This window comes from Actinomyces sp. 2119 (assembly GCF_003591215.1).
Classification (GTDB): Bacteria; Actinomycetota; Actinomycetes; order Actinomycetales; family Actinomycetaceae; genus Actinomyces; species Actinomyces lilanjuaniae.
Map to the genome: position 1 here is coordinate 415,796 of NZ_QYRR01000001.1, position 19,974 is coordinate 435,769.

The window sequence follows — 19,974 nt, forward strand, 5'->3', positions numbered from 1 at the left end:
CGCGCGGCTACTCCCCAGCCTCCTCGGGCCCGGGCGCCTCACCGGCGTCCTGAGTGCCCTGCGGCCCGTCCGCCTCGCTTTTCTCTGGCGGCTCGGGCACCTCGACGTCCGGAGCGGGCCGCCCGCCGGGAGCCGCCACCGGGGCCGCCGAGGGACGGGCCTGCGCCTGGGCGGCCAGCATCTGGGTGACCACCTCCTCAGCGGTCTTCTTCTCCGCGTCCATGGCGTTCTTGACGTCCGCCGCGTAGAGGTCCACGTACTCCTGGCCAGACAGGGCCATAAGGGCGTACATGATCTCGTCGGTGATCGAGCGCAGGACGAACCGGTCGTTCTCCAGGCCCTGGTAGCGGGAGAAGTCCAGGGGCTCACCGATGACGATGCCCACCCGGTGGCGGGTGGAGGGAATGACCTGGCCAATAGGCTGGGCCAGGTTAGAGCCGATCATAGCCACAGGCACCACCGGTGCCCCGGTGGCCAGGGCGACGCGCGCCACCCCCGTCTTGCCCCGGTAGAGCCGACCGTCGGGGCTGCGCGTGCCCTCGGGGTAGATACCGAACAGGCCCCCGGATCGCAGCCGGTCGATACCTGCCTGGAGGGCAGCCTGCGAGGCCCTGCCGCCGCTGCGATCCACCGGGATCGTTCCCACGGTCGTCATAAAGCGCCTCACGGCCCAGCCCTTGACCCCCTTCCCGGTGAAGTAGTCAGCCTTGCCGATAAAGGCGACCTCCCGGTCCACCAGCAGCGGCAAGAAGAAGGAGTCGATGACCGCCAGGTGGTTGGAAGCCAGAATGGCGGCGCCCTCGGTAGGGATGTTCTCCTCCCCCCGGATCCACGGCTGGTAGAGCATCTCCAGGGCAGGGCCGACTGCAACCTTGATGGGTCCGTATCCCACGGGGCCTCCTGAGATCTGCTGACGGGCGTACCCGTGGTGGACGTCGGGGGTGCCACGGATGGCGAAGATCGTAACGGAAGTCTAACCTCGCCGCGTGAGCACAGCCGCCCCCGACGAGCCTGACCACAGGGCAGACCCGCCCTGGCTGCGGCGGGGTGAGCAGGCACGCCTCACGGACATGGGCACGCCCTTGCGGGAGGTGACCTTCGTCGTCGTTGACCTTGAGACTACCGGCGCAGCCCCGGGCGCGCACGCCCTGACGGAGATCGGCGCCCTCAAGGTACGCGGTGGCGAGGTCCTGGCCCGCTTCTCCACGCTGGTCAACCCCGGAGCCGCCGTGCCACCGCAGATCACCGCGCTTACCGGCATCACCAACGCCATGCTCGTCGGCGCCCCGGACGTAGCTCCCTGCCTGGAGGACTTCCTGTCGTGGGCGGGGCTGGACGCGGGTACAGCGGGCAACGACAGCAACCCCGCCGTCCCTGGCAGCGGGACGCCCACGGACACCGTCCTGGTCGCCCACAACGCCCGCTTCGACGTCGGCCACTTGCGCGGTGCTGCCAAGGCACTGGGTATTGGGTGGACCGAGCCCCGCGTCCTGGACACCCTCGCCCTGGCGCGCAGGGCGTGGCCGCGCGGCAAGGTTCCTAACCACAGGCTGTCCACCCTGGCAGCCCTCGTCGGCGCCTCGACCCGCCCTACCCACAGGGCGCTAGACGACGCGAGCGCCACTGCTGACGTCCTCCACGCCGCCCTGGAGGTCCTGGCTCCCCTCGGAGTCACCCACCTGGAGGACCTCGCCACCGCTACCGACCCGGTGCCTGCCCGTCGGCGGGCCAAGTCTCGGCTCGCCGAGGGCCTGCCCACCACCCCCGGGGTCTACCAGCTCTGCTCCGCCACGGGAGAGGTGCTCTATGTGGGCAGTACCGTCAACCTGCACCGGCGGGTCCGCTCCTACTTCACGGCGGCGGAGAGGCGCCCCCGGGTCATCCGGATCCTGGACACGACCACTGAGGTGCGCCACGTCCCCACACCGACGCTCCTGGAGGCGCGTGTACGCGAGCTGCGACTCATCGCCGAGCTCGACCCCGTGGCCAACCGTCGCTCACGGGCACCACGCAGGCAGCCCTGGCTGCACCTGGTGGCAGGCCCTGAGCCCCATCTGGCGCTGACAGCCGTGCTGCCCCTCCGGGAGGTCGGCTACGCCGTCGGCCCTTTCTGGTCACGCAGAGGCGCGCAGGAGGCCCTCCGGGCCGCAGAGTCGGTGCTGCGACTGCGACGCCGGGACGACTGGGTCAGGACAAACAGCCCAGGGCCGTCCACGACGGGTGGCTCGCCGACAGCTCAGGCCTCAGACAGGGCCGCCTCCTTCCTGTCCGGCCAGACTGACCTGGTCGCCGCTGAGGTGCTGGAGCGCGTGAGGCGCCTGGCACAGGCACAGCGCTACGAAGAGGCAGGAATATGGACACGTCGCCTGCGCAGCTTGCTGCAGGCGGCCCTGAGGGCTGAGCGCACCCGCCCGCTGCTGACCTGCCCCCACCTCGTTGCCGCCAGGCCTCGCGAGCACGGCGGCTGGGAGCTGGTAGCGGTGCGGTGGGGCATGCTGGCGGGGTCCCTGGTCACGCCCCCGGGCACCGACCCTCGTCCGGGTGTGGCCGCACTGCGCAGCAGCGCCAGGGTCGTCAGCCAGCCCACCCTGGTGGGACAGGAGGCCAGCGTGGAGGAGACCCTGCTGCTGGCTGACTGGGTGCTGGATGCCGGAGCACGGCTGGTCGAGGTCGACGGGGACCCACAGGCTCTGTCATGGCCAGCTGCCTCTGCCGCCCGCTACGGCAAGGTCCTCCACACCGACCCCCACCTCGACAGTGACAGGTCCCGCCACCGCGGGTAGTAGCAGGCCAGCAGCACCCTAGCCGGCAGGAACCACGGTGCCACGGCGCGCCGTCAGCGCCCTGGCCACCCCCTCCTGAAGACTCAACGGGTCCAGGGGGCGGGGGACCACGACCTCAGCCCTGGCCCAGGCAGCCAGCCAGTTATCCTGCGGCCTGGCCGTCAGCAGCACCACCGGAGGACGCTGGTCACTCTCGATGAACAGCTCGTGAGCCAGCCCCATGCCGCCCAGCTTCTTGGCCTCCGCGTCAAGGACCAGGGCGTCAAAGGGGGCAAGTCCCTGCTCCTCCCGGTCCCGCAGCGCCAGCCTGACCCCCTCGGCAGTGGCGGCCTCCTTCCAGGTCACCAGGGGCAGCCCCCGGGCAGGACGGCGCCCGACACCCTCAATGACCTCGCGGCGCACCGTGGCGTCGTCGGAGAACACGAGGAGCTCGAGGCGGGCATCTGCCTGGTCAGTCATGAGGTCCTCCCTACTCAGTTGATTCTCTGCGGGTACCTGCCACCATGGTCAGTCGCCCTGGTCAGTGATCAACAGATTGATCAGCAGAATGATCAGCGGCACGACCAGCGGCCTGACGTTCCGCGCTGAGTGTAATCCTACCGGGTCCTCCTGTCTGCCCGCGCCACGGACGCCTACCATAGTCGCTGTCCGGGACCTCAGTCCTAAGGCTGTTCCGAGGCAGTCCTAGAACCAGGCCGATCCGGTCCAGAACCCCTGCGTCGGACACCCGCACCAGCCGCCACCCAGCCCTACTGAGGACTCGGGGGCCTGAGACGGACCCGGCAGGGCTGCAGCCGCACCGTCCCACGAAAGGCACTCACGATGACCGTGTACACCCTCCCTGAGCTCCCCTACGACTACGCCGCCCTGGAGCCCCACATCTCCGGCCGGATCATGGAGCTCCACCACGACAAGCACCACGCCGCCTACGTCGCTGGCGCCAACGCGGCCCTGGAGGCTCTGGCTGCCGCGCGGGAGGCCGGCGACCTGGGCGCAGTCAACCTGTGGGAGAAGAACCTGGCCTTCAACCTTGGCGGCCACGTCAACCACTCGGTGTTCTGGCAGAACCTCTCCCCCCACGGCGGGGGCGAGCCTGAGGGAGATCTGGCAGCAGCTATCAACGACTCCTTCGGCTCCTTCGCCGCCTTCCAGGCCCACTTCACCGCGACTGCACTGGGCATCCAGGGCAGCGGCTGGGCAGTCCTGGCCTACGACTCCGTCTCCGGCGGCCTGGTGGTCTTCCAGCTCTTCGACCAGCAGGGCAACGTTCCGGTCGGCACCATCCCTCTGTTCATGGTTGACATGTGGGAGCACGCCTTCTACCTGGACTACCTCAACGTCAAGGCTGACTACCTCAAGGCCGTGTGGAACATCGTCAACTGGGAGGACGTCTCGCAGCGCCTGTCGGACGCGGTCTCTAGGTCCCACGGCCTTATCGTGCGCTGACAGCTACGCCCAGCACACGAGCTCTCACGCGTCCGGTCGTCGTGCACGTCTGAGGTCGGAGCGCAAGACTGACAGGCACTGACAGGCGCAGCCTGAGCGCGTCCTACTTGTTCTGTATTCGCATGTGGTCCCCGGGCTGTTGCCCGGGGACCACATGCTTCGTGCCACGTCAGCCAGCCCGTGCCCCGCCAGCCTGTGCCTGGTCAGCACCCGCAGGCACAATGGTTACAGGACCGCCTCGATGTCCATGACGAAGGCGACCGCCTCCCGCCCTAGGGACTCGTCCCCCGGTCTTAGAACCACGACCCGGGAGCCCTGGGGAACCCCGACCAGCCCGTCCAGGTCGGAGGTAGCGATCGAGACAGGCGTCGGCGCCCCGTCCTCCCAGGTGGAGCTTCCCGTGCCCTCCTCACCGGACCAGGCGGCAGCAGCGATATTAACGACGACCGTTGAAGTCCCGGACACGGGCTGCCCGGCTCCCCTGGCCAGGACAAGGTACTCCGGCTCCGTTGGCTCAGGCGCGTCCGTGCTGACCGAGACAGTCACCGGGGAGCCCAGCTCACCCTCAACGGTGATACCCCGCTGGGCCAGCTCATCCTCACCTTCCATGACGGCATCCTCGGTCGAGCCCACGACGGACTGAGGGTCCAGCGTGTCCACGACCTCCACCACGAACACAAGCGGGCCCGTGGGGCCGCCGCCAGAGGACGCCTCGTCCTGGCCGTAAGCGAGGTCCGCGGGGACCGACATCAGGACACGGTCTCCCACGTGGTGGCCCGCCAGGCCGCAGCGCCACCCGACGATCACCTGCTGGAGGGACAGGACCAGGGGCTGCCCCTGCCCCAGGGCCTCCTCCGAGGCCTCTGTGGTCTCCTGGCCAGCAGCCTCGCCAGGGGCGGTATCCTCCCCGCCGTCCTCGGTGCCGCCGGAGGCAGAGTCCTGAGCGTTCTGGGAGTCCTGCGCCCCCGTCTCGTAGGAGGAGTCAAAGGTGGTGTCAGAGCCCCACTGCCACCCCGCGTAGCCGACCGTCACCAGGTCCGTCTCAGCGACCTCGGTCCCGTCGCCCTCCTCCAGGGTCGCCACCGTGAGGTTCGCCGGGGCCTCCTCCCCGCTCCACGTCACGGTGGGCAGCGTGCCCGCCTCGCCCTCCACGGTGGGCAGCGCCGAGGAGTCGGAGTCGATCGTCAGGGCGGAGCAGTCAGTCGGCTCCTGCTGGCCCCCGGTCGTCGAGGTGGTACCAGGGTCGGCGCTGGTGGCAGTGGTGCTGCTGAGAGCGGGGTCGGCACCGTCCGCCGAGCCCTGGCACCCGGCCAGGGTGAGGCAGCCCACCAGGGCCAGGGCGGCCAGCGCCCGCGGGAAGGTCAGGGAGATACGGCGCACACAGGCTCCTTGGTTGTGCGAGGACAGCGGCAGCCCCGAAGGCCGGTGCCTCGTCTCCGGGAGCACCCGGGGACGAGGCCGGTAGACGGGTCAGTGGAAGGACTCCCCGCAGGCGCAGGTACCAGCGGCGTTAGGGTTGTCGATGGTGAAGCCCTGCTTCTCGATGGAGTCGGCGAAGTCGATCGTGGCCCCGGACAGGTAGGGCGCGCTCATACGGTCCACGACGACGTCCACCGAGGCCAGGGAGGCGCCACCTGTGTCAAAGGAGCGCACGGCGTCACCATCGAGAAGACGCTCGTCAAAGTAGAGCTGGTACACCAGGCCGGAGCATCCGCCGGGCTGGACCGCCACACGCAGCCGCAGGTCGTCACGCCCCTCCTGGGTCAGGAGGCTGGCAACCTTGGCCGCAGCCCCCTCGGTCAGGAGGACCTCGTGCTGCGCAGTCTCAGCACTCTCGGTTGCCACCTCAGCCACCGTGGTCTCAGCCATGTCATTCCCCTTCCTCGCTGTGTGTCAGCGTGTGCGTGTCAGCTGCGAGCCAGCCGCAACAGCACGTCAGAACGTGCCCCGCCCTCCCGGGACCGCGCCCGACGGGCCTGCCAGGGCGAACGCCTCACACACCCATGTTGTTCCCCGCCCAGCCTACGCGACCGCAGAAGACTTCCTTGTGTGAGTGACCTCACCTTCATCTGTCACGTGTGGGCGCAAGCGCCTCGGACCCGACCCGGGGAGTCTCCGGAAGACCCGTGCCCACAGGTCAGGCCAGAGCCACGAGGTCCATGTACTCCTCACCCCACAGGTCCTCGTCCCCCTCCGGCAGCAGGAGGACCCGCTGCGGCTCCAGCGCCTGGACAGCTCCCTCGTCGTGCGTCACCAGGACCACGGCGCCCTCAAAGCCCCGCAGGGCGCGCAGCACCTCCTCACGGCTGGCCGGGTCCAGGTTGTTGGTGGGCTCGTCCAGCAGCAGCACGTTGGCGGAGGAGACCACGAGCATGGCTAGGGCGAGACGGGTCTTCTCCCCTCCGGAGAGCACGCGGGAGGGCTTGTCGGCGTCGGCCCCGGAGAACAGGAAGGATCCCAGGACGCTGCGCACCTGGGTGTCGTCCATTCCTGGTGCCGCGCGCCTGAGGTTTTCCACCACAGTGTCCTGGGTGTCGATGGTCTCGTGCTCCTGGGCGTAGTAGCCGATCCTAAGCCCGTGGCCGGCCACCACCTGACCCGCGTCAGCCTGCTCGACCCCGGCCAGGACACGCAGCAGGGTAGTCTTGCCGGCACCGTTGAGCCCCAGGACCACCACCCGGCTGCCGCGGTCCACAGCCAGGTCGACTCCGGCAAAGACCTCCAGGGAGCCGTAGGCCTTGGACAGCCCTGACGCACGCAGCGGCGTCCTGCCGCAGGGTGCCGGGTCCGGGAAGCGAAGGTGGGCCACCTTTTCCGCCTGGTGCTCGTCCTCCAGCCCAGCCAGGAGACGGTCAGCCCGCCTGAGCATCTGCTGGGCCGCAACGGCCTTGGTGGCCTTGGCCCGCATCTTCTCCCCTTGCGCCCGCAACGCCGCGGCCTTCTTCTCCGCGTTAGCGCGCTCACGACGGCGCCGGTGCTCGTCGTCAGAGCGCTGGGTGAGGTAGGCGTCCCATCCCAGGCTGTAGACATCCAGCACACCGCGCCCCGCGTCCAGGTACATCACCTGGTTGACGGTGTCCCGCAGAAGCGCAACGTCGTGGCTGATGACCACGAAGCCTCCCGAGTAGGAGCGCAGATGGTCACGCAGCCACAGCACGGAGTCGTGGTCGAGGTGGTTGGTGGGCTCGTCCAGCAGGAGGGTGTCCGGACGCTGGAACAGGACGCGTGCCAGCTCAACACGCCGTCGCTGACCACCGGAGAGAACCCCCACCGGCTGGTCCAGGACCCGGTCGGGCAGCCCCAGCGCCGCAGCGATACGAGCGGCCTCGGATGCGGCAGCGTACCCCCCGGCTACGGTGAACTCGTGGTCCAGCCTGGCGTAGCGGTCCAGCGCCCGGGCCTGGGCCTGGCCATCGGTGGATGCGATGCGTTCCTCGGCACGGCGGATACGCCTCATCAGCGCATCGATACCTCGGGCGGAGAGGATACGCTCACGCGCCTTCTGGTCCAGGTCCCCGACCTTGGTGTCCTGGGGCAGATAGCCCACGGAGCCGTGACAGGTGATCGTCCCCTCGTACTCAACTGCCTCCAGCCCGTGGCGCTCGTCGGCATCGGCCGCCGCCTGGCTGGCCCCCTGGGCGACAGCGGCGGCAGCCAGCAGCTTGGTCATGGTGGTCTTGCCTGCCCCGTTACGCCCCACCAGGCCCGCACGTGTCCCTGCACCGACCCGGAAGCTGGCTGAGCCGACGAGCTGTCTTGCACCAATACGCATGGTGAGGTCCTGGACGCTGATCACGGCCGTCATGCTACGGCCCACCGCATCAGTCCCACCACAGGCGCCACCCCTGCGCCCCGCCCGCCCACTCCGGACGCGTGCGCAACACCTCGTCCGGCCCGTCCTGCGCGTCGAGCCGGTAGCGCCGGGCGACAGCCTGCCACAGGGAGTCGCACTGGCACCCGGGTCCGTGGCGCTCATCCACCTTGTACTCCGCAAGATCGGTGTCCCCGACCCATACAGCCTCCACGGAGAGCCGCTCGTCCTCACGCTGGGGACCGATGCCGTAGCCGCTGAGGCGCACGCTGCCGTCAGCGCTGGCACAGGCTGCCAGCAGCGCTCCCAGGGACGGAGCCCGGTTCTGACGGTCCGACAGCGCCCTGCCTGGCAGGACCGACAGCAGCTCGCGCGCCGTGGCGGTGTCCAGGCCCCTGAAGGGGACGTAGTCCTCAGCCGGGGCCACAGTGGAAGCGGCTGCAGGCGCACGATGCAGGGAGGACCTGGCAGACGGAACCCACGGAGCCAGCAGCATCCACACCCCGGCCCTGACAGTCCACCCCCGTGGGCCGTAGAGACCCTGGGCACCACTAGACGGTGCGGAACCCAACGACGCCAGACCAGGAGACGTGGGATCAGGAGACATGTGTCTTGGGGTCATGGCTTCTCCTCAGCGGTTGCGGGTACCGGCCTCACGATGGGGCAGGCGCCCCCTCCCCCGCTACCGCTGCTGCCACGACCTGTGGACACGCCGGACCAGGCCGGAAGCGAGGAGCGCCGGTGGAGGGCTGGACCGAACACCCTTCTGGCACACTCCTGCCGCGCCCGTTCCTGCCGTTTCATTAAGAAACAACATAGGAAGTGGCATCCGCACCACCAGCAGCGCTAACCTCGTGCCACCGTCACTGTCGGCGGTCCCAGCAGATCGGCGGGCACGGCAGCCTCACGGTCCCCGTCCCGGGTGCCAGGCAGTACCCGTTCACTTCGAAAGGCCACGCATGGCAACTACCACGTCAGCACCGGAGATGATTCTTGACGCCGTGGGCGGCGCCGAGAACATCACCCACCTCACCCACTGCGCCACACGCCTGCGCTTTGAGCTGGTCGACGCCTCGGTGGTCGACAAGGCCACCGTCGAGGCAATCCCCGGCGTCATGGGCGCGGTCCCCCAGTCCGGTGACCGCTACCAGATCGTCATCGGCGGGGCCGTCCAGGGCGTCTACGACGAGATCATGAACCTGCCTGCCATGAAGTCGGGCGGCGCCTCATCCAGGCAGGCGGATGCCGACGTCAAGGCCGCCGCCCGAGCCAAGGCCCGCGGCAAGAACGCCCTCGTCGACGCGTTCTTCGAGTACCTCTCCGACTCCTTCCGCCCGCTGCTGCCGGTACTGCTGGGAACCTCGCTCATTATCGCTGGCGAGGCGGTGCTGGAGGCCCTCGGCTACATCGACACCCGGGCCGAGATCAAGCCCGCCTCGCTCGCCTTCGTGGACGCGATGTTCCGGTCGGTGTTCTACTTCCTGCCGATCATGGTCGCCTACAACGCCTCCAAGAAGCTCAACATCGACCCCTGGGTAGGAACTGCGGTCATGGCGGCCCTGCTCACGCCCAACTTTATCGCCATGAGCGACCCGGAGCTGACGCGCAACGTCACCTGCACGGTCAACCAGACGCTGGACACCCAGATGTGCACCGCCAACGTCTTCGGGCTGCCCATGCAGCTCCAGGACTACGGCGGGCAGGTATTCGTCCCGCTCATGATGGTGGCGGTCCTCGCCGTGGTCTACAAGCAACTGGTCAAGATCATCCCGAGCAATGTCCAGATGGTCTTTGTCCCCTTCCTCTCCTTCGTCATCATGATGCCGGTGACGGCCTTCCTCATCGGCCCGCTGGGCGTGTGGGTCGGTACTGCCCTGGGAACGGGGCTGGCGTGGCTCAACAGCACCGCCCCCATCATCTTCGCCATCATCATCCCGCTGCTCTACCCCTTCCTGGTCCCGCTAGGCCTGCACTGGCCTCTCAACGCGATCATGATCGCCAACATCAACACCCTGGGCTACGACTTTATCCAGGGTCCCATGGGTACCTGGAACTTCGCCTGCTTCGGCGCCACGGCCGCTGTGCTCCTGTGGGCTGTGCGTGACAGGGACAAGGAGATGCGACAGACTGCCACCGGCGCGCTGGCAGCCGGTCTGTTCGGTGGTATCTCCGAGCCCAGCCTCTACGGTATCCACCTGCGCTTCAAGCGCATCTACCCGCTCATGCTCGTGGGCTGCGCCGTCGGCGGCCTCATCGTGGGTCTGGGCGGAGGCGTGGACGCCAGCACCTTCGCCTTCACCTCGCTGCTGACCATCCCGATCTTCAGCCCCATGGCACTGTACGCCATCGCCATCGCCGCAGCCTTCGGCACCTCCTTCGGCCTCATCGCCGTCTTCGGCTACCGCACCAAGGAGGAGCGCGCCGAGGCCCTGGCCGCCGCTGGCGTCGTCGAGGCCGACCCTGCCGAGACCGCTGCGGACCTCGCCCTGGAGAAGCAGGCCGCTGCCGCCTCCGCCCAGCCCGGCGACGCGCAGGAGAAGACTGGTCAGGGCCAGCCCAAGTCGGCGCTGGTACCCGGCACGGTCACCGAGATCGTCTCCCCGCTGAGCGGCGCCGTCATCCCCCTGGACCAGGTGGCTGACCCTGTGTTCTCCACCGGCGCCGTGGGTCCGGGCGCGGGCATCGAGCCGGAAGGGGACTCAGATAAGCACATCGTGGTGACCGCCCCCGCCGCAGGCACGATCCTCGTGGCTCCGGAGTCCGGCCACGCCTACGGCATCGCCCTGGACAGCGGCGTGGAGATCCTTATCCACGTGGGACTGGACACGGTGAACCTGGAAGGCAAGGGCTTCGATGTCAAGGTCTCCCAGGGAGACCGGGTCGAGGCCGGCGCCGAGCTGGTGCGGGTGGACCGTGCCGTCGTGGAGGAGGCGGGCTACCCGCTGACGACCCCGGTGCTGGTCACCAACGCTGCTTCCTTCGCCTCTGTCGACGTCGCGACCGAAGGCGAGGTGGCCACAGGGGCGGCGCTGCTGCGGGTCACCGCCCCCGACAAGAACTGACTGACGCGGGCTGACCACCTCCCAGCCCAGGCTGGCACATCTCAGACACTTCTCAGAGACCTCTGCCAAGATCCCGGACCTCGTGCTCCCCGGCCACGGCAACACCGCTGGTCGGGGAGCACGACGTCGTGCGGCGGTCTCATAAGGCCTTACGAGACCTGGCGACAGGTGGAGCCAGTGCGTTCCAGCGCGTTGACGTCTCCAGAAGGCACCTCCTGCAGGCTCCGATCCTCCCAGGGCCTCGATCGAGCAAACGCGCTTTACACCCGCAGCGCCCAGAAGGCCACGGCAGCCGCAGCAGCAACGTTGAGGGAGTCCACTCCCCCAGACATAGGGATCCGCACCACCACGTCAGCAGCCTCGGTGGTACGCCGTGGTAGCCCGTCCCCCTCCGTCCCCAGGACCAGGGCCACCTTCCCCTCCGCACTGGTGCACACTGACGAGGCGGCAAACTCCTCCAGGGGCACCGATTCCTCGGACAGGGCCAGAGCGGCCACGGTGAAGCCCGCTTCGTGCAGCTCGTCCACGACGGGCCAGCGCTGCACCCGGGTCCACGGCACCTGGAAAACCGTCCCCATCGAGACACGGACACTGCGCCGGTAGAGAGGGTCTGCGCAGCGTGGCGTCACCAGGACTGCGTCCACCCCCAGGGCGGCTGCCGAGCGAAAGGCGGCACCCACGTTGGTATGGTCCACCAGGTCCTCCAGGACGGCCACCCGCCGCGCGCCGCTGCCTGCACGAGCCGCGGCCAGGAGCTCCCCAACGCCACGCAGCACCGGGCGGTTCATGGCAGCCAGCGCTCCCCGGTGCAGGTGGAAGCCGGTGACCGACTCCAGCAGCTCCTCGTCGGCCAGGAACACCGGCACCGGGCCGCCGTCATCACGGCCCTGGCAACCGACCGCCGCCGCGATCGTCGGGCGCAGCTGGTCATAGTGGTGCTCAGCCATGAGAAAGGAGCGCGGCCGGTGGCCTGCCGCCACGGCCCGCCTGATCACCTTGGTGGACTCGGCCATGTACAGGCCGCGCTCAGTCTCCAGCCGACGTCGCAGTGCGCTGTCAGTCAGGCGCGTGTAGTCGGCCAGGCGGTCATCGTCACGGCAGGTCAGCCGGACAATCATCCCTCGCCAGCGCCAGGCGCCCGGGACGCCGAGGACCCCGGCGCCCCTGCTCCAGGCACCCGGTCCTCTGAGGCCTCCTGGAGAGCCGTCTGCGCCTCACCCCGGGCCTGAGCCAGGGCCTCCTCCGGGGTAGGCAGGCTCGTCGCCGCCAGATCCGAGGCGATCCCCAGGTCCACCTCCGTGTCGGACAGGTCGACCCCGGCTCCCTGGTCACCGTCCTGCCCACCAGGCTGGTCCGGGGACGGCCCGGAGGGCCTGTCCCCACCCAGCGCCCCGGCGATTCCGTCCAGGGCCGCGGTGAACTCGGTGGGAACGATCCACATCTTGGAGGAGGAGCCGTTGGCGATCTTCGGCAGGGTCTGCAGGTACTGGTAGGCGAGCAGCTTGGGATCGGCGTTGCCGCGGTGGATGGCATCAAAGACCTGCAGGATGGCGCGCGACTCACCCTGCGCCCTGAGGATCGCCGACTGTGCCTGCCCCTCAGCGCGCAGGATCGCCGACTGCTTGTCACCCTCCGCGGTAAGGATCTGGGACTGCTTGACGCCCTCGGCCGTGAGGATCGCAGCACGCCGATCACGCTCAGCACGCATCTGCTGCTCCATCGCGCCCTGGATGGAGGCGGGCGGGTCGATGGACTTCAGCTCGACGTTGCTGACCCGGATGCCCCAGCGCCCCGTCGCCTGGTCGAGCACGCCGCGCAGCTGGCCGTTGATCTGGTCACGGCTGGTCAGGGTCTGCTCCAGGTCCATGGCACCGATGACATTACGCAGCGTGGTGATCGTCAGCTGCTCGATTGCCTGGAGAAAACTGGCGATCTCATAGGTGGCGCGCTTGGGGTCCGTCACCTGGTAGTAGATCACCGAGTCGATACTCACCACTAGGTTATCCGAAGTGATGACCGGCTGCGGCGGGAAGGAGACTACCTGTTCACGCAGGTCCACCGTGTTGCGCACGCTGTCGACAAAAGGGATCAGAAAATGGAGGCCCGCCCCGTACTCCGCCTGGAACTTCCCCAGCCGCTCCACGATGATCGCGTAGCTCTGCGGCACTCTGCGCACCGCGCGGAAGATCGCGACAACGACCAGCAGCGCCAGGAGCAGCAGGACGATAAGAGGGACAACGGCCAGTTCGTTCATGTCAGGGGACTCCTGTTGTACGTGTCGTGCTTGTTCCGGGTAACGGGTACCCAGCGGTCACCGCCCGTGGGGTACCGGCTCCTGGGAGGCCTGCTCCAAGGCGGCCGGGACGACGACGGCGACAGCCCCGTCGATCTGGGTCACCGTCACTGCGGCACCGGGCTCGACAGGACCGCCCTGCCCCGCAGCAGCCGGTGCCAGCCGGGCGCTCCACTCGCCACCGCTGAGCCGCACCCGGCCTCCCTGGTCGTCCACCACGGTGATCGCCGTGGCCGAACGTCCCACCAGAGCCTCAGCATTGGTCCTCATCTGCGGGGCCGTGGAGGCCATACGCCTTCTGGCCCAGGGACGCACCGCCAGCAGAAGCAGTGTGGAGAAGACCGCGAAGACGATGAACTGGACCGGTAGAGAGGCCCCCAGCGCCGCCGCGACGCCCCCTCCCAGGGCTCCTCCGGCGATCATGAGGAAGGTGAGGTCGGCCGTCAGGATCTCGATGACGGCGAGGACCAGGGACCCGCCGATCCAGAACAGCCAGACCATAAGTAGGAACCTCCTCAGTGATGTCTCAGTAGATACCCCAGGTACCCCAGATACCTCGGCGACGTCAGCCGTGTGGGCAGCTAGCGCAGGGCTAGTATTCCAGACTTCCGGCTCGAGGGCGTGGTCACGTGCCCGATTCAGAGGTACCGGGGCGGCGGAGCGGACCGACCCCGCTGCCACCGACACCCCGCCTGCGACAGCCCAGCCCAGACACGGCTCAGGCCCAGTCCCGGCAGGGTCAGACGCTGCCAGCCCCTCAGGCGCTGCCGACGGCTGGCACGGTCCCGCGCTCGGCCGCCCCCCGTGCCCAATAGCGACCCCGGTCCTGGACCACCTCCAGGGGAAGGCCGAAGGTAGCGGTCATGACCGCGTCGGTGAGGACCTCCTCCACAGGGCCCACCTGCTGGACACGTCCCTGCCGCAGGGCCATCGCGTGAGTGATACCGGGAGGAATCTCCTCCAAGTGGTGGGTCACCATGAGGAGCGAGGGCGATCCGGGATCCTGGACGATGTCGGCCAGGGCCGCGAGAAGCTGCTCGCGGCCGGCCACGTCCAGCCCGCAGGCCGGCTCGTCAAGGACGAGCAGCTCGGGGTCGGGCATGAGGGCACGAGCGATCTCGACACGCTTGCGCTCCCCCGAGGACAGGGTGGCCCACCTCCGGTCGCTCAGGTATCCCGCCCCCAGCGCCTGCAGCAGCGCCTCGGCCCGCTCGGTGTCCAGGTCGTCATACCTCTCCCGCCAGCGGCCGGTGTAGCCGTAGGCGGCCGACAGCACCACGTCAACGACTCTCTCACTTCCCAGCACGCTGGAGGACAGGGCCGAGGAGCACAGGCCGATCCTGGGGCGCAGCTCGGAGACGTCAACACGCCCCAGGCGCTCGGACAAGATGTCCACCGTGCCGGAGGAGGGGAAGAGGCGGGCCGCAGCCAGACGGGCGAGCGTGGTCTTGCCCGCGCCGTTGGGCCCCAGGACCACCCAGTGCTCCGACTCCTCCACAGCCAGGCTGACATGGTCAAGAACCACGGTGGTCCCACGGGTGAGCGTGACGTCGTCAAGGTGGAGGACGCAGGTCATCCCCCAACCTTACCGTCCCTTCCCTGAGCGGCCCAGGACCCACCTCGGCCCGGGGGACTCGGCTCCGAGGAGCGGCGGTACGGTGGGGACATGCCTCTTGCGCCACCGCTCAGCGTCCTCCTCGCCCTGTGGGCCCCGGTGCCCTCCTCCCACGGCCTGGCCCTGGTCCAGGGACCCGACGGCGTGCACAGCGTCATTGAGGAAGGCGTCAAGGAGGACGCCGAGGACGCACCGCAGAATGCGGGGCACGGCCTAGGCCTGGAGGAGTGGTTGGCGGCCGCCCGCCCCTTGAGCCGGGTCGCCGCCCTGCTCCCCTCCCCGGCCGACGGCCTGTCGGCGCGCCCCGAGGCCCTGGAGGCAGGCCAGGCCGTCATCGTGGAGACCGGCGGGACCGAGCAGCGCCACACCGGCGCCAGCCTGCTGGTCCCACAGGACTCAGGCACGAGCGTGGTGTGGCACCGCCTGCCGGTAGAGGCGCCCGTGCCCGCGCTGGACCCGGGGCAGGCACGACGCGACGTGCACACCGCCACGGAGGCAGCCATCGACGCCCTGACGGACCTGGACCTGGCCCGAGGGCGCCCCGACCTGGCTGACACCCTCAACGACCTTGTCCTCGCCGGACTGGACCCCCGCCTTCTTCCGCCGTCCCTGGACTCCCGCAGGGTCCAGCTCCTGGAGCGCTCCCTGCGCCTGGCCGCTATCTGCGAGCTAGCCCTGGAGGACGACGGCGGCTCGGCGACGGCACGTCAGGCCCGGCAGCGCTCAGAGGTCCTGCGGCCGCTGCTGGCGGTAGCCCGCCGGGGGACGGCCGCAGCCACCGACTGGTGGGCCTGCCACAGCCGTCAGCCCTGCTGAAGCACCCAGCGGTAGACCTCCATGGTGCGCTGGGCGACAGCCTCCCAGGAGAAGTGCTCCTCCACCCGCCTGCGCGAGGCCGCCCCCATCTGGGCGGCCCGCTCGGTGTCGGTAACTACCTCTGTCAGGCGCTCCGCCAGGTCCGCCTCGAAGCGGGCGGGGTCGGTGGGGGTGCCGGTGCCGTCCTGGACCTGGTCAATCGGCACCAGGAGCCCTGTCTCGCCGTCGACGATGACGTCGGGGATGCCACCGGTGGCGGAGCCAACGACAGGAAGCCCCACGGCCATGGCCTCGAGGTTGACGATGCCCAGCGGCTCGTAGACGGAGGGGCACACGAACACGTCCGAGGCGGACAGGACCGCGATCAGCTCGGGGCGCGGCAGCATCTCCTCGACCCACACCACACCGGTACGGGTCTGGCGCAGCCGGTCCACCAAGGTGTCGACCTCCGCCTTGATCTCAGGAGTGTCAGGAGCCCCGGCACACAGGACGACCTGGACGTCACCAGGCAGCTGCTCGCAGGCCCTCAGCAGGTGCGGCAGGCCCTTCTGGCGGGTGATGCGGCCGACGAACACCACGGTGGGACGGTCCGGGTCGATGCCCAGGCGCTTCAGGGTCACCGAGGCCGCGGCGTCGGCCTCCTCGCCCTCGGGCCGCTGCCAGGCCTGCAGGTCGATCCCGTTGTGGACCACCTTGACCCGGTCGGGGTCCACCGCAGGGTAGGCACGCAGGATATCGTCCCTCATGCCGTTGGACACCGCGATAATGCCTGCGGCCGCCTCGTAGGCGGTCCTCTCCGCCCAGGAGGACAGGGCGTAGCCGCCGCCGAGCTGCTCAGCCTTCCACGGGCGCAGCGGTTCCAGGGAGTGCGCGGAGATCACGTGGGGCACGCTGTGCAGGAGGGAGGCCAAGTGGCCCGCAAGGTTGGCGTACCAGGTGTGGGAGTGCACCAGGTCGGTGCCCTCGGTCCCCTGGGCGATCTCCAGGTCCACCCCGAAGGTACGCAGCGCGGCGTTGGCCTCCTCCAGCTCGGCGACCTCAGGGTAGCCGGTGACCCCCGGATCGGCTCCCGGGGTCCCCGGCTGGCGCGGTCCTCCGAAGGCGTGGACCCTCACGTCAGCCAGCGGCCGCAGCACCTTGGCCAGCTCGTCAACGTGGACGCCGGCGCCGCCGTAGATAAAGGGTGGGTACTCCTTGGTCAGCAGGTCGACCCTCATAGGTGCCTCTCCTCGTGTGTGTTCCCTCGGTGGGCTGCCTGAGCAGACCACCCGGACGTGTCAGACGTGCTCACGCGGGCACGGAGGCGCCCGGGACGGCTCCGGCCCACGGGGACGACGGTAGTCGGTCCCGGCTTCCCGCGGGCCGTTTTGGGGCTCGTCCCCAGAGCACGTGCGCAGTCGCGCGGGACCATGTCGGGACCAGGCGAGGAGCGGCTCGGCACGGGTGCGGGAACCCGCCGGGACCACTGCGTGGGACACCGGCCCGTTCGCTCCCCACAACGGGCTCGGGGCAGTAAGGTAGGCCACATGGCTCAACCCCGTGTTCTCGCAATCGTCCTTGCTGGTGGTGAGGGCAAGCGCCTCATGCCCCTGACCGTCGACCGTGCCAAGCCCGCCGTGCCCTTCGGCGGGATCTACCGGCTCATTGACTTCTCTTTGTCCAACATGATCAACTCCGGCTTTCTCAAGGTCGTGGTGCTCACCCAGTACAAGTCCCACTCCCTGGACCGCCACATCTCGATGACCTGGCGCATCTCGGACATGCTGGGCAACTACATCGCCCCCGTCCCCGCCCAGCAGCGCATGGGCAAGCACTGGTTCCTGGGCTCGGCGGACGCGATCTTCCAGTCCCTCAACCTGCTGGACGACGAGCGCCCGGACTACGTGGTCATCACCGGCGCGGACAACATCTACCGCATGGACTTCTCCCAGATGCTGGACCACCACATCGCCTCCGGGCTTCCCTGCACGGTGGCGGGCATCCGCCAGCCTCGCTCCCTGGCTGACCAGTTCGGCGTCATCGAGACCGACCCGGGTGACCGCCACAAGATCCAGGCCTTTGTGGAGAAGCCGTCGCAGACCCCGGGCCTGCCCGATTCCCCCGACGAGGTCCTGGCCTCGATGGGCAACTACATCATGACTGCCGACGCCCTGTCGGAGGCCGTCACGGTCGACGCCGATAACGAGGACTCCAAGCACGACATGGGCGGCAACATCGTCCCCTGGTTCGTGAACCAGGGTGCCGCGGGCGTCTACGACTTCAAGGACAACGACGTCCCGGGGTCCTCGGAGCGGGACCGTGACTACTGGCGCGACGTAGGCACCGTCGACGCCTTCTACGACGCCCACCAGGACCTCATCTCCGTGACCCCGGTGTTCAACCTCTACAACGACCGCTGGCCCCTGTTCGCCGGCTACCAGGCCGCCATGCCCCCGGCCAAGTTCGTCTACGGCCACCATGAGCGCCTGGGCCACGCCGTGGACTCCATCGTCTCCCCCGGCGTCATCGTCTCCGGTGGAGAGGTCATCTCCTCAGTCCTGTCCCCCGGGGTCCGGGTCAACTCCTGGTCCTCGGTACGCGAGTCGGTCCTCATGGACGGCGCTGAGGTGGGACGCAACACGGTAGTCAACCGCGCCATCCTGGACAAGCACGTCCACGTCGAGGAGGGAGCCATGGTGGGCATCGACCCCGAGCACGACCGCGAGCGCGGCTTCACCGTCACCGAGTCCGGGATCACCGTGGTGGCCAAGGGGCAGACCGTCAGCCGCTGACACCACACGCTGACCGGGAGGTACCGCCCGCCCCGGCGGGCGGTACTGGCTGGCAGTGTCCGGTACCGCCCGGCGCCCTGGCACTAGCATGGGTGCCCATGAGCAGCACCCCACGCACGACGGGTTCCCCTGCCGACGGACCCCTTGCTGACCACGGCCCGGGCCTGCTGGTCATGGACGTTGACTCCACGCTTATCGAGCAGGAGGTCATCGACCTGCTGGCCGCCCACGCCGGCACCCAGCAGCACGTCGCCGAGATCACGGCCCGGGCGATGAGGGGCGAGCTCGACTTCACTGAGTCGCTGCGGGAGCGCGTCACCACCCTGGCTGGACTACCACTGAGGACAGTTGACAAGGTGCTGGCGGAGGTCACCCTGACCACGGGCGCCGAGGAGCTCGTCACCCGGCTCCACGCCCTGGGGTGCCGGGTGGGCGTCGTGTCCGGAGGCTTCGCGGAGGTGGCTGCACCGCTGGCTGATCGCCTGAGGATCGACCACGTGGCGGCAAACGGCCTTGAGGCCAACGGCGGGGTGCTCACGGGCCGCCTACGCGGCCGCGTCATCGACCCGCAGGAGAAGGCACGCTGCCTGCGCGCGTGGGCCGAGGCTGACGGCGTGGCGATGGAGCGCACGGTCGCGGTCGGCGACGGAGCCAACGACCTGGAGATGCTTGCTGCGGCAGGGCTGGGCGTGGCCTTCTGCGCCAAGCCTGTCGTGGCCCAGCAGGCCCAGGCCGCGGTCCACGTCCGCGACCTGCGCGCGGTCCTGGAGCTTCTCCCCGGGGCAGGCGCCCGCCGCTGACAGCCAGGCCTGCCGGTATCGGTGGTATCGGCGGGTCAGTGTCGGCGGGCGGTGAGGATCTCGCTGATATGTCCCCCGCCGGGAGCCAGGTCCTCCCACCGGGAGGCAACCTCAATGAGGACAGCCGTCGCCGTGGGAACCCCGAAGGACACCTGGGTGCCCAGGTCGTCGTCAGTGTCGTGAAGGGTGTGCGCCAAGGCGGAGACGGTGGGCTCGTGCCCCACAACGACCACGCTACGGGCGCTGCGGGCGCCAGCGGCAACCAGGTCGAGGACGCCACTGACCCCGTGGCTGTAGATCTCCTCGTGGACCTGGACCTCGGCGGGGTCCAGACGCTGGCGCAGCGGCTGTGCCGTCTGTCGGGCACGCGCCGCAGGGGACACCAGGAGCAGATCGGTATGATCCAGGCGCTGCCGCAGCTGGCGGGCAAGCTGCTCCGCCAGGGTTACTCCCTTGGGCGTCAGGGGTCGTTCCAGGTCACTGTCGGCGTCATGAGACGCCTTAGAGTGGCGTACAAGCACGAGCCGTCGTACAAGGTCTGTGGTCACACACCTACCCTAGGACACCTTGCCTGCCA

At 69.1% G+C, this 19,974-nt stretch carries 18 protein-coding genes; 6 read left to right on the plus strand and 12 right to left on the minus strand.

Annotation, left to right across the window (positions count from 1 at the left end):
* Window positions 1–7: 7 nt before the first annotated feature.
* Window positions 8–892: a 1-acyl-sn-glycerol-3-phosphate acyltransferase gene (locus D4740_RS01645; RefSeq protein ID WP_119835173.1), complete on the minus strand. Its 885-nt coding sequence runs from the start codon at window positions 890–892 to the stop codon at window positions 8–10.
* A gap of 178 nt (window positions 893–1,070) precedes the next feature.
* On the opposite strand from D4740_RS01645, the gene D4740_RS01650 reads away from it, so the two are divergent.
* On the plus strand, window positions 1,071–2,783 hold the full coding sequence (locus D4740_RS01650; RefSeq protein WP_119835263.1) for a DEDD exonuclease domain-containing protein: 1,713 nt from the start codon (window positions 1,071–1,073) through the stop codon (window positions 2,781–2,783).
* 18 nt (window positions 2,784–2,801) lie between these two features.
* Here D4740_RS01650 and D4740_RS01655 read toward each other — a convergent pair whose 3' ends face one another.
* Window positions 2,802–3,242: a hypothetical protein gene (locus D4740_RS01655; protein ID WP_119835174.1), complete on the minus strand. Its 441-nt coding sequence runs from the start codon at window positions 3,240–3,242 to the stop codon at window positions 2,802–2,804.
* A gap of 363 nt (window positions 3,243–3,605) precedes the next feature.
* On the opposite strand from D4740_RS01655, the gene D4740_RS01660 reads away from it, so the two are divergent.
* Complete coding sequence (locus tag D4740_RS01660) at window positions 3,606–4,229, plus strand: superoxide dismutase (protein ID WP_119835175.1); 624 nt, start codon at window positions 3,606–3,608, stop codon at window positions 4,227–4,229.
* Between the two features lie 225 nt (window positions 4,230–4,454).
* Here the strand turns inward: D4740_RS01660 and D4740_RS01665 are convergent, their stop codons facing one another.
* The 4 genes from D4740_RS01665 to D4740_RS01680 all read right to left on the minus strand — a co-directional run bounded on the left by D4740_RS01665 (window position 4,455) and on the right by D4740_RS01680 (window position 8,662).
* Window positions 4,455–5,609 carry an FKBP-type peptidyl-prolyl cis-trans isomerase gene (locus D4740_RS01665; RefSeq protein WP_259390583.1) on the minus strand — a complete coding sequence of 385 codons (1,155 nt, stop codon included), beginning with the start codon at window positions 5,607–5,609 and terminating at the stop codon, window positions 4,455–4,457.
* A gap of 90 nt (window positions 5,610–5,699) precedes the next feature.
* The gene (locus D4740_RS01670) at window positions 5,700–6,098 is read right to left on the minus strand and encodes an iron-sulfur cluster assembly accessory protein (protein WP_119835176.1); all 399 of its coding nucleotides are present in this window, start codon (window positions 6,096–6,098) and stop codon (window positions 5,700–5,702) included.
* 268 nt (window positions 6,099–6,366) lie between these two features.
* On the minus strand, window positions 6,367–8,034 hold the full coding sequence (locus D4740_RS01675) for an ABC-F family ATP-binding cassette domain-containing protein (protein ID WP_119835177.1): 1,668 nt from the start codon (window positions 8,032–8,034) through the stop codon (window positions 6,367–6,369).
* A gap of 16 nt (window positions 8,035–8,050) precedes the next feature.
* Window positions 8,051–8,662, minus strand: coding sequence for a hypothetical protein (locus D4740_RS01680; RefSeq protein ID WP_259390584.1), 612 nt, complete (start codon window positions 8,660–8,662; stop codon window positions 8,051–8,053).
* A 337-nt stretch (window positions 8,663–8,999) separates the two neighbouring features.
* Between D4740_RS01680 and D4740_RS01685 the strand changes: the two genes are divergently transcribed.
* A complete protein-coding gene (locus D4740_RS01685; protein ID WP_119835179.1) occupies window positions 9,000–11,102 on the plus strand; it encodes a glucose PTS transporter subunit IIA in 2,103 nt (700 codons plus the stop codon).
* 260 nt (window positions 11,103–11,362) lie between these two features.
* On the opposite strand, the gene D4740_RS01690 is transcribed toward D4740_RS01685, so the two are convergent.
* The 4 genes from D4740_RS01690 to D4740_RS01705 all read right to left on the minus strand — a co-directional run bounded on the left by D4740_RS01690 (window position 11,363) and on the right by D4740_RS01705 (window position 14,971).
* On the minus strand, window positions 11,363–12,220 hold the full coding sequence (locus D4740_RS01690) for an RNA methyltransferase (RefSeq protein WP_119835180.1): 858 nt from the start codon (window positions 12,218–12,220) through the stop codon (window positions 11,363–11,365).
* Complete coding sequence (locus D4740_RS01695) at window positions 12,217–13,356, minus strand: SPFH domain-containing protein (RefSeq protein WP_119835181.1); 1,140 nt, start codon at window positions 13,354–13,356, stop codon at window positions 12,217–12,219. The genes D4740_RS01690 and D4740_RS01695 overlap by 4 nt, the downstream gene beginning before the upstream one ends.
* Window positions 13,357–13,413: 57 nt before the next feature.
* Complete coding sequence (locus D4740_RS01700) at window positions 13,414–13,896, minus strand: NfeD family protein (RefSeq protein ID WP_119835182.1); 483 nt, start codon at window positions 13,894–13,896, stop codon at window positions 13,414–13,416.
* Window positions 13,897–14,152: 256 nt separating this feature from the next.
* Window positions 14,153–14,971 carry an ABC transporter ATP-binding protein gene (locus tag D4740_RS01705; RefSeq protein ID WP_119835183.1) on the minus strand — a complete coding sequence of 273 codons (819 nt, stop codon included), beginning with the start codon at window positions 14,969–14,971 and terminating at the stop codon, window positions 14,153–14,155.
* 90 nt (window positions 14,972–15,061) lie between these two features.
* On the opposite strand from D4740_RS01705, the gene D4740_RS01710 reads away from it, so the two are divergent.
* Window positions 15,062–15,826: a hypothetical protein gene (locus D4740_RS01710; RefSeq protein ID WP_119835184.1), complete on the plus strand. Its 765-nt coding sequence runs from the start codon at window positions 15,062–15,064 to the stop codon at window positions 15,824–15,826.
* On the opposite strand, the gene glgA is transcribed toward D4740_RS01710, so the two are convergent.
* A complete protein-coding gene (gene glgA, locus D4740_RS01715; RefSeq protein WP_119835185.1) occupies window positions 15,814–17,043 on the minus strand; it encodes a glycogen synthase in 1,230 nt (409 codons plus the stop codon). The genes D4740_RS01710 and glgA overlap by 13 nt on opposite strands.
* Window positions 17,044–17,352: 309 nt before the next feature.
* Between glgA and D4740_RS01720 the strand changes: the two genes are divergently transcribed.
* Window positions 17,353–18,597 carry a glucose-1-phosphate adenylyltransferase gene (locus D4740_RS01720; protein WP_119835186.1) on the plus strand — a complete coding sequence of 415 codons (1,245 nt, stop codon included), beginning with the start codon at window positions 17,353–17,355 and terminating at the stop codon, window positions 18,595–18,597.
* Window positions 18,598–18,695: 98 nt separating this feature from the next.
* Window positions 18,696–19,397, plus strand: a complete 702-nt coding sequence (gene serB, locus D4740_RS01725) for a phosphoserine phosphatase SerB (protein WP_119835187.1) — start codon at window positions 18,696–18,698, stop codon at window positions 19,395–19,397.
* 35 nt (window positions 19,398–19,432) lie between these two features.
* Here serB and sixA read toward each other — a convergent pair whose 3' ends face one another.
* Window positions 19,433–19,945 (minus strand): phosphohistidine phosphatase SixA, encoded by a 513-nt coding sequence (gene sixA, locus D4740_RS01730; RefSeq protein WP_119835188.1) that lies wholly within the window; start codon window positions 19,943–19,945, stop codon window positions 19,433–19,435.
* Window positions 19,946–19,974 lie beyond the last annotated feature (29 nt).

Coding starts and splice junctions, on each gene's coding strand:
- D4740_RS01670 (WP_119835176.1), bottom strand. CDS start 6,098: ATGGCTGAGACCACGGTGGCTGAGGTGGCAACCGAGAGTGCTGAGACT.
- D4740_RS01680 (WP_259390584.1), bottom strand. CDS start 8,662: ATGACCCCAAGACACATGTCTCCTGATCCCACGTCTCCTGGTCTGGCG.
- D4740_RS01650 (WP_119835263.1), top strand. CDS start 1,071: ATGGGCACGCCCTTGCGGGAGGTGACCTTCGTCGTCGTTGACCTTGAG.
- D4740_RS01685 (WP_119835179.1), top strand. CDS start 9,000: ATGGCAACTACCACGTCAGCACCGGAGATGATTCTTGACGCCGTGGGC.
- D4740_RS01690 (WP_119835180.1), bottom strand. CDS start 12,220: ATGATTGTCCGGCTGACCTGCCGTGACGATGACCGCCTGGCCGACTAC.
- D4740_RS01720 (WP_119835186.1), top strand. CDS start 17,353: ATGGCTCAACCCCGTGTTCTCGCAATCGTCCTTGCTGGTGGTGAGGGC.
- D4740_RS01705 (WP_119835183.1), bottom strand. CDS start 14,971: ATGACCTGCGTCCTCCACCTTGACGACGTCACGCTCACCCGTGGGACC.
- D4740_RS01655 (WP_119835174.1), bottom strand. CDS start 3,242: ATGACTGACCAGGCAGATGCCCGCCTCGAGCTCCTCGTGTTCTCCGAC.
- D4740_RS01660 (WP_119835175.1), top strand. CDS start 3,606: ATGACCGTGTACACCCTCCCTGAGCTCCCCTACGACTACGCCGCCCTG.
- D4740_RS01700 (WP_119835182.1), bottom strand. CDS start 13,896: ATGGTCTGGCTGTTCTGGATCGGCGGGTCCCTGGTCCTCGCCGTCATC.
- glgA (WP_119835185.1), bottom strand. CDS start 17,043: ATGAGGGTCGACCTGCTGACCAAGGAGTACCCACCCTTTATCTACGGC.
- D4740_RS01695 (WP_119835181.1), bottom strand. CDS start 13,356: ATGAACGAACTGGCCGTTGTCCCTCTTATCGTCCTGCTGCTCCTGGCG.
- D4740_RS01675 (WP_119835177.1), bottom strand. CDS start 8,034: ATGACGGCCGTGATCAGCGTCCAGGACCTCACCATGCGTATTGGTGCA.
- D4740_RS01710 (WP_119835184.1), top strand. CDS start 15,062: ATGCCTCTTGCGCCACCGCTCAGCGTCCTCCTCGCCCTGTGGGCCCCG.
- serB (WP_119835187.1), top strand. CDS start 18,696: ATGAGCAGCACCCCACGCACGACGGGTTCCCCTGCCGACGGACCCCTT.